10 protein-coding genes are annotated in these 12,839 nt (G+C 72.0%); 7 read left to right on the top strand and 3 right to left on the bottom strand.

The features are described 5' to 3' along the window. The first annotated feature begins 99 nt into the window (after nucleotides 1-99). From ACVHNB_RS04995 to ACVHNB_RS04980, 4 genes are all read left to right on the top strand, one after another. A complete protein-coding gene (locus tag ACVHNB_RS04995; RefSeq protein WP_456227497.1) occupies nucleotides 100-1,584 on the top strand; it encodes a long-chain-fatty-acid--CoA ligase in 1,485 nt (494 codons plus the stop codon). Continuing rightward, nucleotides 1,581-3,017 (top strand): carboxylesterase/lipase family protein, encoded by a 1,437-nt coding sequence (locus tag ACVHNB_RS04990; protein WP_456227496.1) that lies wholly within the window; start codon nucleotides 1,581-1,583, stop codon nucleotides 3,015-3,017. The genes ACVHNB_RS04995 and ACVHNB_RS04990 overlap by 4 nt, the downstream gene beginning before the upstream one ends. Before the next feature lie 451 nt (nucleotides 3,018-3,468). Next, on the top strand, nucleotides 3,469-4,680 hold the full coding sequence (locus ACVHNB_RS04985; protein ID WP_428952632.1) for a pyridoxal phosphate-dependent aminotransferase: 1,212 nt from the start codon (nucleotides 3,469-3,471) through the stop codon (nucleotides 4,678-4,680). A gap of 97 nt (nucleotides 4,681-4,777) precedes the next feature. After that, on the top strand, nucleotides 4,778-5,188 hold the full coding sequence (locus ACVHNB_RS04980) for an SCO4983 family protein (protein WP_428957564.1): 411 nt from the start codon (nucleotides 4,778-4,780) through the stop codon (nucleotides 5,186-5,188). A gap of 55 nt (nucleotides 5,189-5,243) precedes the next feature. On the opposite strand, the gene ACVHNB_RS04975 is transcribed toward ACVHNB_RS04980, so the two are convergent. Next, the gene (locus tag ACVHNB_RS04975) at nucleotides 5,244-7,097 is read right to left on the bottom strand and encodes a phosphoenolpyruvate carboxykinase (GTP) (protein WP_428952633.1); all 1,854 of its coding nucleotides are present in this window, start codon (nucleotides 7,095-7,097) and stop codon (nucleotides 5,244-5,246) included. A 286-nt stretch (nucleotides 7,098-7,383) separates the two neighbouring features. On the opposite strand from ACVHNB_RS04975, the gene trhA reads away from it, so the two are divergent. The 3 genes from trhA to ACVHNB_RS04960 all read left to right on the top strand — a co-directional run bounded on the left by trhA (nucleotide 7,384) and on the right by ACVHNB_RS04960 (nucleotide 10,356). Next, nucleotides 7,384-8,067 carry a PAQR family membrane homeostasis protein TrhA gene (trhA, locus tag ACVHNB_RS04970; RefSeq protein ID WP_428952634.1) on the top strand — a complete coding sequence of 228 codons (684 nt, stop codon included), beginning with the start codon at nucleotides 7,384-7,386 and terminating at the stop codon, nucleotides 8,065-8,067. A 109-nt stretch (nucleotides 8,068-8,176) separates the two neighbouring features. After that, nucleotides 8,177-9,736 carry an MFS transporter gene (locus ACVHNB_RS04965; RefSeq protein WP_456227495.1) on the top strand — a complete coding sequence of 520 codons (1,560 nt, stop codon included), beginning with the start codon at nucleotides 8,177-8,179 and terminating at the stop codon, nucleotides 9,734-9,736. An 11-nt stretch (nucleotides 9,737-9,747) separates the two neighbouring features. Beyond that, complete coding sequence (locus ACVHNB_RS04960; RefSeq protein ID WP_428952636.1) at nucleotides 9,748-10,356, top strand: TetR/AcrR family transcriptional regulator; 609 nt, start codon at nucleotides 9,748-9,750, stop codon at nucleotides 10,354-10,356. A gap of 1 nt (nucleotide 10,357) precedes the next feature. Here the strand turns inward: ACVHNB_RS04960 and ACVHNB_RS04955 are convergent, their stop codons facing one another. Together ACVHNB_RS04955 and ACVHNB_RS04950 are read right to left on the bottom strand one after the other, a co-directional pair. After that, nucleotides 10,358-10,657: a hypothetical protein gene (locus ACVHNB_RS04955; protein ID WP_428952637.1), complete on the bottom strand. Its 300-nt coding sequence runs from the start codon at nucleotides 10,655-10,657 to the stop codon at nucleotides 10,358-10,360. Between the two features lie 106 nt (nucleotides 10,658-10,763). After that, on the bottom strand, nucleotides 10,764-12,794 hold the full coding sequence (locus ACVHNB_RS04950; protein WP_456227494.1) for a thioredoxin domain-containing protein: 2,031 nt from the start codon (nucleotides 12,792-12,794) through the stop codon (nucleotides 10,764-10,766). Between the last annotated feature and the right edge of the window lie 45 nt (nucleotides 12,795-12,839).

Below are 12,839 nucleotides of genomic sequence, written 5' to 3'. Positions count from 1 at the left end.
GGGCGCCGACACTGGGCGGTTGCCCATGGTCCGCGGCCGTGGGGGTGCCGGAAGCTGAGGCAGCCGTCCACCACCCGTACACAGCGCAGGGGAGCCGCCATGCAGCTGAGCGTCGCCACCGTCCTGAAGGACTCCGCCGCCCGCCGTCCCGACCGGATCGCGGTGGTCGACGACGGTGTCCGCATCAGCTACCGCACACTGTGGGACGAGGCCCTGCGGTTCGCCGCCGAGCTGCGGGCCCGCGGCGTGCGGCCGGGCGACCGGGTGGCGCTGCTGCTGCCGAACTCCGCCGACTTCCCGCGCGCGTACTACGCCGTCCTGGCGGCCGGCGGCACGGTCGTCCCGGTGCACGCCCTGCTGGTCGCCGACGAGGTGGCGTACGTGCTGCGGCACAGCGGCTGCCGCGCCGTCGTCAGCGGTGGCGCCCTGCGCCCGGTGGCCGAGGAGGCCGCGGCGAGGACCGGCATCGAGGTGCTGCAGGTGACCACCGGGCGGGAGCCGCTCGCGGCGGCCGAGCCGCGCCGGCCCGACGACACCGCCGTGATCCTCTACACCAGCGGCACCACCGGACGGCCCAAGGGCGCCCTGCTCACCCACCTCAACCTGGTGATGAACGCGGCCGTCTGCGCCCAGGACCTGTTCGGCCTCACCCCCGACGACGTGGTGCTCGGCTGTCTGCCGCTGTTCCACAGCTTCGGCCAGTCCTGCGCGATGAACGCCGCGCTGCGGGCCGGGGCCACGCTCGTGCTGTCCGGACGCTTCACCGGGCCCGGCGCGCTCGACCTGCTGATCGAGGAGGGCGTGACGGTCTTCATGGGGGTGCCCACGATGTACCACGCGCTCGTCGAGGCCGCGGCCCGCGACGGGCGCCCCGCCGCCGCGCTGCGCATGGCCGTGTCCGGCGGGGCGGCCCTGCCCGGCGCGCTCCTCGAACGCTTCGAGGCCGTCTTCGACGCCGTCGTCCTGGAGGGGTACGGGCTCACCGAGACCGCGCCGGCCGCGACCTTCAACCAGCTCGGCACCGGCCGCCGCCCCGGCACGGTCGGCCACCCGATCTGGGGCGTCGAGGCGGGCATCGCCGACCCGGGCACCGAGCGCCGCGTCGTGCTGCTCGACGACGGTGAGGTCGGCGAGGTCGTGCTGCGCGGGCACAACGTCTTCGCGGGCTACCTCGACGACCCGGAGGCCACCGCCGCGGCCGTCGTCGACGGCTGGTTCCGCACCGGTGACCTGGGGGTGCGGGACGCGGACGGGTTCCTGAGCATCGTCGACCGCAAGAAGGACCTCATCATCCGCGGCGGCTTCAACGTCTACCCGCGCGAGGTCGAGGAGGTCCTCGCCCGGCACCCGTCGGTCGCGCAGGTCTCCGTCGTGGGCCTGCCCGACGAGGAGCGGGGCGAGGAGATCTGCGCCGCCGTCGTGCTGCTCCCGGGGGCGGCGGACGCGCCGGAGGAGATCGTCGCGTGGGCGCGCGAGCGGCTCGGGAAGCACAAGTACCCGCGGGTCGTCCGGCTGCTTCCCGAGCTGCCGCTCGGCCCGAGCGGGAAGGTCCTCAAGCGAGAGCTCCAGGAGGTGTGCGCATGACCGTCGTCACGACCGGGCACGGCCGGCTCAGCGGCACGGAGGAGGACGGCATCACCGTCTTCCGCGGCATTCCGTACGCGGCCGCGCCCGTCGGCCCGCTCCGGTTCCGGCCTCCGGAGCCGCCCGCCGCCTGGGACGGGGTCCGGGAGGCCACCGCCTTCGGCCCCACCGCGCCGAAGACGCCCTACCCCGCGCCCCTGGACGAGCTGCTCCCCGACCCGGACGTCCCCGGCGACGCCTGCCTCAACCTCAACGTGTGGACGCCGGACCCCGGCGGCGGGCCGCTGCCCGTCATGGTGTGGATCCACGGCGGTTCCCTGCGCAACGGCTCCTCGGCCGTGCCGACCTACGACGGCCGCGCCTTCGCCCGGGACGGCGTCGTCCTCGTCTCGGTCAACTACCGCCTGGGCATCGAGGGGTTCGGGGTGTTCCCCGACGCCCCGGCCAACCTGGGCCTGCGCGACCAGATCGCCGCGCTCGGCTGGGTCCGGGACAACATCCGCGCCTTCGGCGGCGATCCCGGGAACGTCACCGTCTTCGGCGAGTCCGCCGGTGCCATCAGCATCGCCGCGCTGCTCACGAGCCCGCATGCGAAGGGCCTGTTCCGGCGGGCCGTGCTGCAGAGCGGCGCGCCCGCCGCGGTCGCCCCGGACACCGCCCGGCCCACGACGACCGCCATCGCCGAGCGCCTCGGCGTCGCCGCCACCGCCGAGGCGCTGGCCCGGGTCGGCCGGGCCGAACTGCTGGCCGCGCAGACCGCGGTCACCCACGGCGGCAACCCGCTCACCGGCACGACGGGCTTCCACCTCGTCGTCGACGGCGACGTGCTGCCCCGCGACCCGGCCGCCGCGCTCGCAGACGGCGCCGCCGACGGCATCGACCTGCTGATGGGCAGCACCACCGACGAGTACCGGCTGTGGTTCGTGCCCAGCGGGCTCGTCGACCGGATCAACGCCGTGGCGCTGCGGCTGGTCCTGCTGAAGCAGCGCGCGCCGTGGCGGGCCGCCCGGGTCTACCGCGCCGCCCGGCCCGGCGCGTCGCCGGGCGAGGTCCTCGGCGCCATCGCCACCGACAAGCTGCTGCGGATCCCGCTGAACCGGCTCGCCGACGCGCGCGCAGGGCGCCCCGGCCGCACCTTCCTCTACGAGTTCGCCTGGCCGTTCCCGGTGCTCGGGCTCGGCGCCTGCCACGCCCTGGAGCTCGGCTTCGTCTTCGACACCCTCGACTCCGCGGACACCCGCGCCCTCACGGGCCCGGACGCCCCGCGGGAACTGGCCCGCGCCATGCACGCCGCCTGGGTGGCCTTCGCCGCCGCCGGGGACCCCGGATGGGCGCCGTGGAGCACCGAGCGACCGGTCATGACGTTCGGCGGCGCGGACGGCTCGGCGGTGGTGCGGGCGCCCCGTGAGCGGGAGCGCCGCCTGTGGGGGTGACCCCCGCGAGACCGGCCCGTCCGTCAGCCACACCTCTGTGCCACCGGCACCCCGACAGTACGACGCGCTGTCGCGGAGCACCGACGTCGTCGGCATCACGATCGGCGGCAACGACGTGAGCATGGTCGGCGTCGCCCTCGGCTGCGTGAACCTGCTGCCGGAGCCGCCCCGACGCCGCGGGCTCGCGGGCCGTCGGTACGGCCCTGGCCGCCGCCGTCCACGCCGCGGGACGAGGCTGACCGGGCCCGTCGCATCGCGCCGGGGGCCGCCGAGTGGCCCATCTCACCCGCGCCGCCGGGCCGCGCTTCGAAGCCGCGGCCCGGCGCGCACCCCGCATTTTGGAGGCAACCGGCAGCCGGTGCCCCGCGCATCCCAGACCGGCACCGGCCGCGACGCCCATCGGCTCGCAAACAGCGCGCGCCGCCCCGAAACACGGCCGTAAAGTGCGACCATGCAGCTCATCCAGTCGACCAAGCTCGCCAACGTCTGCTACGAGATCCGGGGCCCGGTTCTCGAGGAGGCGATGCGGCTGGAAGCGGCAGGCCATCGCATCCTGAAGCTGAACACGGGGAACCCGGCGGCGTTCGGCTTCGAGTGTCCTCCGGAGATCCTCGAGGACATGCTCCGCAACCTCGGCGACGCGCACGGCTACGGCGACGCCAAGGGCCTTCTCGCCGCCCGCCGCGCGGTGATGATGCACTACCAGACGCTCGGCGTGGAGACCGATGTCGAGCACGTCTTCATCGGCAACGGCGTATCCGAGCTGATCGTGATGGCGATGCAGGGGCTGCTCGACGACGGCGACGAGGTCCTCGTCCCGGCGCCCGACTACCCGCTGTGGACGGCGGCCGTCTCGCTCTCCGGCGGCACGGCGGTGCACTACCGCTGCGACGAGCAGTCGGACTGGATGCCCGACCTCGCGGACGTGGAGCGGAAGGTCACCGACCGCACCAAGGCCATCGTCATCATCAACCCGAACAACCCCACCGGCGCCGTGTACAGCGACGAGATGCTGCGCGGCCTCACCGACATCGCGCGCCGCCACAACCTCCTCGTCTGCTCCGACGAGATCTACGACAAGATCCTCTACGACGACGCGACGCACACCCCGACCGCGGCCATCGCCCCGGACCTGCTCACCCTCACCTTCAACGGCATGTCGAAGGCGTACCGGGTGGCCGGCTACCGCGTCGGCTGGATGGCGATCTCCGGTCCGCGCGCGCACGCGGAGTCGTACATCGAGGGCCTGACGATCCTGGCGAACATGCGCCTGTGCGCGAACATGCCGGGCCAGCACGGCGTCGTCGCGGCGCTCAGCGGACGCCAGACGATCAACGACCTGGTGCTGCCCGGCGGCCGCCTCAAGGAGCAGCGGGACGTGGCGCACGACCTGCTGACGCAGATCCCGGGCGTGACGTGCGTGAAGCCCAAGGGCGCCCTGTATCTCTTCCCACGCCTGGACCCCAAGGTCTACAAGGTCAAGGACGACCGGCAGATGGTGCTCGACCTGCTGCGCGCCGAGAAGATCATGGTCGTCCAGGGCACCGGCTTCAACTGGCCGGAGCCGGACCACTTCCGTGTCGTGACCCTGCCCTCGACCCGCCAGCTGACGGAGGCGGTCACCCGGATCGGGAACTTCCTGGACGGCTACAGCCAGCCATGACACGGCCCGCGGCTAACTTTGGACAAGTTCTAACTTAGACAGCTTCTAAGGTACGATGGAGCCCAAGCCACGCACCCCTTGCTGCCTGGAGGCCTCCATGTACGAGCCGATCCGCTCCAAGTCGGTCCACACGATGGCGGCCGACCACGTCGATTTCCCGCACCGCTCCCGCGAGGAGGAGCTGGACATCCAGCTCGCCGGGCACCTGTCCGCGCTGCTCGCGGTGACCGACGAGCTCCGGCTGGCCGGCGGGGACCCGGAGCTCGACGCGGCCGCGGCGGATCTCGCCGCACAGGTCACCCGGCTGCGCGGGGGTCACCCGCCGGTCCGCTCGGCCGTCGCCGCCGCGATCCACGAGCCGCACACCGCCGCGCTGCACCAGCGCGCGCATGCGCTCGCCGGGCGGGCGCTGGTCGTCGCGGCGTCCCGGGCGGACACGTCGGCGGCGATCCTCGCCGCCCAGCGCATGGAGTTCCACGCGGCCTCCAGTGAGCTGATCGCCGCGTAAGGGCGCGACAGAGCCCCCGCACTCCGTTGTGCGGGGGCTCTGTCAGGTCCGGCGGCTAGCCGAGGCGCTGCACCAGCTTGCGGTACTCGTCCCACAGCTCCTTCGGCGTGTGATCGCCGAAGGTGTTGAGGTGCTCGGGCACCAGTGCGGCCTCCTCCCGCCAGACCTCCTTGTCGACGGTGAGCAGGAAGTCCAGGTCCGCGTCGGCCATCGCGAGGCCGTCCGTGTCCAGGGACTCCTTGGTCGGAAGAATGCCGATCGGGGTCTCGACACCCTCCGCCCGGCCGTCGAGGCGGTCGACGATCCACTTGAGGACGCGCGCGTTCTCACCGAACCCGGGCCACACGAAGCGCCCGTTCGCGTCCTTGCGGAACCAGTTGACGTAGTAGATCTTCGGGAGCCTGGCCTGGTCCTTGTCGGCCCCGACCTTCACCCAGTGGGCCATGTAGTCGCCCATGTTGTAGCCGCAGAACGGCAGCATCGCGAACGGGTCGCGGCGCAGCTCGCCGACCTTGCCCTCGGCCGCGGCGGTCTTCTCGGAGGCCACGTTCGCGCCGAGGAAGACGCCGTGGTTCCAGTCGAAGGACTCGGTGACCAGCGGCACCGCGGACGCGCGGCGGCCGCCGAACAGGATCGCCGAGATCGGCACGCCCCGCGGGTCCTCCCACTCGGGCGCGATGATCGGGCACTGCGCCGCCGGAGTGGTGAAGCGGGCGTTGGGGTGCGCGGCCGGAACGCCCGACTCCGGGGTCCAGTCGTTGCCCTTCCAGTCCGTGAGGTGGGCCGGAGTCTCCTCCGTCATGCCCTCCCACCAGATGTCGTTGTCGTCGGTCAGCGCGACGTTCGTGAAGACGGAGTTGCCCCACAGCGTCTTCATGGCGTTGGCGTTGGTGTGCTCGCCGGTGCCGGGCGCGACGCCGAAGAAACCGGCCTCGGGGTTGATCGCGTAGAGCTGCCCGTCCTCGCCGAACCGCATCCAGGCGATGTCGTCGCCGATCGTCTCGACGGTCCAGCCGGAGATCGTGGGCTCCAGCATGGCGAGGTTGGTCTTGCCGCAGGCCGACGGGAACGCGGCGGCGACGTACTTCGACTCGCCCTGCGGCGGCGTCAGCTTGAGGATCAGCATGTGCTCGGCGAGCCAGCCCTCGTCGCGCGCCATGACCGAGGCGATGCGCAGGGCGTAGCACTTCTTGCCCAGCAGGGCGTTGCCGCCGTAGCCGGAGCCGTACGACCAGATCTCGCGGGTCTCCGGGAAGTGCGAGATGTACTTCGTGGAGTTGCACGGCCACGCGACGTCCGCCTGGTCCGGCTCCAGCGGAGCGCCCAGCGTGTGGACGGCCTTGACGAAGAAGCCGTCGGAGCCGAGCTCGTCGAGGACCGGCTGGCCCATCCGGGTCATCGTGCGCATGGAGACGGCGACATAGGCCGAATCGGTGATCTCGACGCCGATCGCGGACAGCGGGGAGCCGAGCGGGCCCATGCAGAACGGGACGACGTACATCGTCCGGCCCCGCATCGAACCGCGGAAGATGCCCCCGTTCCCCTCGTTGCCCCGGAAGATCTCCCGCATCTCGGCGGGGGCCTTCCAGTGGTTGGTGGGGCCGGCGTCGGCCTCGTCCTCGGAGCAGATGAACGTACGGTCCTCGACCCGCGCGACATCGGTCGGGTCGGAGGCCGCGTAGTACGAGTTCGGGCGCTTGATGGGGTCGAGCTTCCTGAACGTTCCCTTGACGACGAGCTCCTCGGCGAGCCGCTCGTACTCGGCCTCGGAGCCGTCGCACCAGACCACGCTGTCCGGCTGCGTCAGTTCGGCGATCTCGTTGACCCACGAGATCAGTTCCTGGTGGGTGGTCGGGAGGGTGTCCTGAGCTGCGTTCCGGGAGGGGGGAGCCGCGATGTCGCGCGCCACGATCGCTCCTAAATGAGGGTGTTGAGTTGGTATGCCCCGTGGGGGCTGCGACCCGGACGCTGCGCCTCCCGTCCACTGAAAGTCAGTGAGCGCTCATCCGGTGCCGACCGCACTCATTTGATCATCCGACCGTTTCGCCCATCTGTCCAGGGGGCCTCACACCTGAGCGACGTGAGCATCACCACTCGGTTTCGAGGGCTAGGGATCAGGGCTTCGGGTTAACCCCCGGTGAGAACTGACGCTCTCCATATCTGCCACCTACGGTCGCGTAGGTACGATGCCGGGCATGAGCGTCGCCGCGGAGCAGCCCGAAGTCCCCATCGCAGAGCCTTCCTTGTTGAAGCCGAGACTCCGCGGATGGCTGCACGCGGGCATGTTCCCGGCCGTGCTGATCGCCGGCCTCTTCCTCACGGCGCTGGCCGACTCGACGCGCGGCCGCATCGCCTGCGGCATCTACATCCTCACGGCCTGCCTGCTGTTCGGCGTGAGCGCGCTCTACCACCGGGGCAACTGGGGGCCGCGCGCGGACGGCATCCTGCGCCGGCTCGACCACGCGAACATCTTCCTGATCATCGCGGGCACCTACACGCCGCTGACCATGCTGCTGCTGCCCGGCGCCAAGGGCGACGCCCTGATGTGGGGCATCTGGGCGGCGGCCGGCGCGGGCATCGCCTTCCGTGTCTTCTGGGTCGGCGCCCCGCGCTGGCTCTACACCCCCTGCTACATCGCGATGGGCTGGGCGGCGGTCTTCTTCCTGCCCGACTTCATGCGGACCGGCGGCATCGCGGTGCTCGTCCTGGTCGTCGTGGGCGGGCTGCTCTACAGCGCGGGCGGTGTCATCTACGGCATCAAGCGCCCGAACCCCTCGCCGCGCTGGTTCGGCTTCCACGAGGTGTTCCACTCCCTCACCCTGGCGGCGTTCGTCGTGCACTACGTCGGCATCTCGCTGGTGGCCTACCAGCACGCCTGACGCTCCCCCTCCCCCTCATGGCCGCGGCTCCCGAGCCGCGGCCATTTTTGCGTTCCCGAGAGAGACTCACGATTGACAGACGCTCGAAAATAAGAGTTACTCTCATTTCATGGCTACTGTCATTGAACAAGTGGAGTCGCGCCCGGACCCCCGGCGCTGGTGGGCCCTCGGGGCCCTGGTCGCGAGCATGCTCGTGCTCGGTTTCGACCTGACGATCCTGAACGTGGCGCTGCCGACGATCGCCGAGGAGCTGGGCGCCACCACCGGCCAGCAGCAGTGGATGGCGGACGCGTACGTCGTGGTCTTCGCGGCGCTGATGCTCCCGGCCGGACTGCTCGGCGACCGCTTCGGACGGCGCCGGATCCTGGTCGCCGGGCTCGGCATCTTCCTCGTGGCGTCCGTCGTGGGCGCCCTCGCCTCCGACGTGACCTGGGTGATCGCGGCCCGCGCCCTGATGGGCGTCGGCGGCGCGTTCGTGATGCCGCTCGCCTTCTCCGTGCTGCCCTCGCTGTTCCCGCGCGAGGAGCAGACCAAGGCCATCGGCATGATCTCGGCGGCGTCCGCGATCGGCATGCCGCTCGGGCCGGTCCTCGGCGGCTGGCTGCTGGGCCACTTCTGGTGGGGCTCGGTCTTCGTGATCAACGTGCCGATGGTCGCGATCGGCATCACCGCCTGCCTGTTCCTGCTGCCCGAGACCCGCGACCCGGCCGCCCCCGAGGTCGACATCGTCTCGACCGTGCTCACCGCGCTCGGCCTCGGCACCCTGATCTACGCGATCATCGAGGGCCCCGGAAAGGGCTGGACCGACCCGGTCGTCCTCGGCGGCTTCGCGGCCGCCGTCGTCCTGCTCGGCGCGCTCGTCCTGCGCGAACGCCGCAGCCCGCGCCCGATGCTCGACCTCACGCTCCTCACCCACCGCGGCTTCCTCACCAACACGGTCGCGGCGACGCTCGGCATGTTCGTGTTCTCGGGCCTGCTGTTCGTGCTGCCGCAGTACCTGCAGGCCGTCCTCGGCACCGACTCGCTCGGCACCGGACTGCGGATGCTCCCGCTGATGGCCGGGATGCTGGCCGCCGCCAGGTTCGCGCAGCCGCTCGTCGCCCGGTTCGGGGCGCGGTCGGTGATCTGCGTCGCCCTGGTCGTCCTCGCGTTCGCCGGGTTCCTCGGGGCGCGCACCACCGTCGACTCCGGGTACGGGTTCACGGCCCTGTGGCTGACCGTCGCCGGGGCCGGCTTCGCCTTCGCCATGATCCCGGCGATGGGCGGCGCCCTCGCCACCCTGCCCAAGGACCAGGCCGGCCGCGGCTCCGGACTCCTGAGCACGGTGCGGCAGACCGGCAGCGCCCTCGGTGTCGCCCTGCTCGGCGCCCTCATCGCCGGTGCGTACACCGCCCGGCTGAGCACGACCGGGCTGCCCGGCGCCGCGGCCGACACCGCGAGCGACTCGGTGATCGGCGCCCACGTCGTCGCGGCCCGGCTCGGCGACCGGGCCCTCGCGGCCTCCGCCGACGCCGCGTACGTCCACGGCATGAACCTCGCCCTGGTCGTCATCGGCATCACGGCGCTGGCCGCCGCGGTCCTCACGGCCGCCCTCATGCCCGGCCCCACGGACCCCGCGCCGCGGGCCGCGTCCGACACGGAGGTGGCCCCCGTCAGCACGGATGCCTGAGAATGAGGGCCATGGCCGCCTCAGCACAGACCTCGGAACCCAAGCTCGGGCTCCGCGAACGCAAGAAGCTCAAGACCCGCCTGGCGATCCGCGAGGCGACCTACCGTCTGATCCTGGAGCAGGGGTACGACGCGACGACCGTCGAGCAGATCGCCGAGGCCGCCGAGGTGTCGCCCTCCACCGTCTTCCGGTACTTCCCGACCAAGGAGGACATCGTCCTCACGGACGAGTTCGACCCGATCCTGGAGCGCGAACTGCGGGCCCGGCCCGCGGACGAGCCCATCGTGGAGTCACTGCGGCACGTCATCGACCGCAGCCTGCAGCTCGCGCTGCACAGCGAGCCGCCCGAGGTGGCCCGGCTGCGCACCCGCCTGCAGGCCGAGGTGCCCGCGGTGCGCTCGCGGATGATGGAGTCGATGTCGGTCACCGGCCAGATGATGTGCCGCGTCCTGGCCGAGCGCACCGGCCGCGACGCGGGCGACCTGGAGGTCAGGGTCTACGCGATGGCCCTGGTCGGCGCCCTGATGGAGGCCACGATGTACTGGGCCGAGCACGACCACGAGAGCGATCTGCGCGACCTCACGCTGCGCGCCCTGGACACCGTGCAGCACGGGCTGTAGCTCACGCGGGTCCCAGATCGCTGAACCCGGTCGGTTTCAGCGAGTGGAAGCTCCAGGTGGAGCCCTTCTCACCGCCCTTGACCCGGATGTCCTCGGTGCCGGACGCGGCCGACGACCAGTGGATGCGGAAGGTGTGGGCGGCGGCGCACCGGTTCCGGTAGTAGACGGTCGTGGTCAGGACGCCGCCGTCCTTCCAGGACCAGGTGAAGCACCCGGTGGTGCCGCGGTGGACGGTGTCGGCGGCGGGGAGCGCGGTCAGTAAGGCGCCGGTCAGCGCCGCCGCGACGAGAGCACGGTTCATGTCGTACGTATGTCAGCAGGCGGGACACCCAAAACCCGGGCGCCCCGCCTGCCGCTCCTGCTCCTTCTGCCGGCCCGGCCGGTCCGAGACCGCGGACGGGGACGCGCTACTGCTGCGTCTGCGTCAGGATCACGCCCAGCCGGTCGACATCCGTCACCGGCGCATCGCACACGAAATGACGGCAGACGTACGCGGTTTCCTGCCCGTCGACCCGCGGCCGGTCCGCGAGCAGCGGAAGTTCGCCGCTGCCCTCGGGTCCCGCGGCGACGACGGCGCCGGGCGCGGTCCCGGTGAGCGCGGCGTGGTGCATCCGGCCGCCCACCTCCCCCACGACGGCGATCTCGCGCGGCCCGTCGAGCAGCGCCTCAGCGACCGCGAGCCCGTTGCCGATGAACCGCGGCGCCCGCGGGCCGAGCGCCCTGACCACGCCCAACGCCTTTTCTGCGGCGGCCCGGTGGGGTTCGGAGCCGGTGTGCGCGGCGTACGAGAGCAGGGCCCCGGCGGCGGCGGTCCAGCCGGAGGGCGTCGCGTTGTCGGTGGGGTCCTGCGGCCGCCGGATCAACTGCTCGGCGTCGACGGCCGTGTCGTACAGGGCACCGCTCTCACGGTCCACGAAGCGGTCGAGGACGTGGTCGAGCAGGAACCCGGCGAACTCCAGCCACACCCCCTCCCCGGTCACCGACGCGAGCGCGAGGAACCCCTCGGCGACATCCGCGTAGTCCTCCAACACCCCGCTGTTCTGGCCGGCTCGACCGTCCTTGCTGGTGCGCGAGAGCCGGGCCAGCGGGTCCATGTGCAGCCGCACGAGCAGGTCCCCCGCGCACACGGCGGCGTCCACCAGGTCCTGCCGCCCGAAGTACGCGCCGGTCTCGGCGAGGGCGGCGATCGCCAGCCCGTTCCAGGCGGCGACGACCTTGTCGTCCCGGCCGGGCGCGGGCCGCTCCGCGCGCGCGGCCAGCAGCCGCTGCCGGATGCCCGCGATCTGCTCCCCGTCGAACACCGCTTCGTCCTGCGGCAGTTGGAGAACCGAGGCGCCCTCCTCGAAGGTCCCCTCCTGCGTGACGCCGAAGTAGCGGGCGGCGACCGCGCCGTCCTCGGCGCCGAGCACCTCGGTCAACTGCTGCGGCGTCCAGACGTAGTAGGCGCCCTCGACGTGCTCGCCGCTCGCCGGATCCTCGCTGTCGGCGTCCAGCGCGGAGGCGAACCCGCCCTCGTTCGTGCGCAGTTCACCCACCATGAAGTCGGCGGTCTCCAGAGCGATACGCCGGGCGAGCTCCGAGCCCGTCGAGCGCCACAGGTGGGCGTAGGCCCGGCACAGCAGCGCATTGTCGTAGAGCATCTTCTCGAAGTGCGGCACGGTGAACTCGCGGTCCACGGAGTACCGCGCGAACCCGCCGCCCAGCTGGTCGTAGATCCCGCCGCGCGCCATCCGCTCGCAGGTGTCGACGGCCATCTGCAGCGCGCCCTCGGCACCGGTCCTCGCGTGGTGGCGCAGCAGGAACTCGACGACCATGGACGGCGGGAACTTGGGCGCGCCGCCGAACCCGCCGTACGTCGTGTCGTACTCCCGCGTCAGCCCGAGCAGCGCCTGCGCCAGCTCGCCCTCGCCGGGCACCTGCGCGTCCCCGTAGGGCAGTTCACGCCCCGCGAGATCGGCGGTGATCTTCGCGGCGACCTCACTGACCTCGCCGCGCCGGTCCGTCCACGCGTCCCGCACGCCCTGAAGGACCTGGGTGAAGGACGGCATGCCGTGGCGGGGCTCCGGCGGGAAGTACGTACCGAAGTAGAAGGGCTCGGCGTCCGGGGTGAGGAACACGGTCATGGGCCAGCCGCCCTGGCCGGTGGCGGCCTGGACGGCCTCCATGTAGACGGCGTCGACGTCGGGGCGCTCCTCGCGGTCGACCTTGACACTGACGAAGTGCTCGTTGATGACCGCGGCGGTGGCGTCGTCCTCGAAGGACTCGTGCGCCATCACATGACACCAGTGGCAGCTGGAATACCCGACGCTGAGCAGCACCGGCACCCTCCGCCGCCGCGCCTCGTCAAAGGCCTCGGCCGACCAGGGCCACCAGTCCACCGGGTTGTCGGCGTGCTGGAGGAGGTAGGGGGACGTCTCTTGGGCCAGTCGGTTCGGCATGCCCCCATCCTCGCCCATCGTGGTCACGGTCCTGTCTTTGATCGC

The sequence above is a fragment of the Streptomyces sp. YJ-C3 genome, assembly GCF_053891275.1.
Note: the sequence above shows the minus strand (reverse complement) of the source record. Positions and strands in the feature narration are given on the sequence as shown.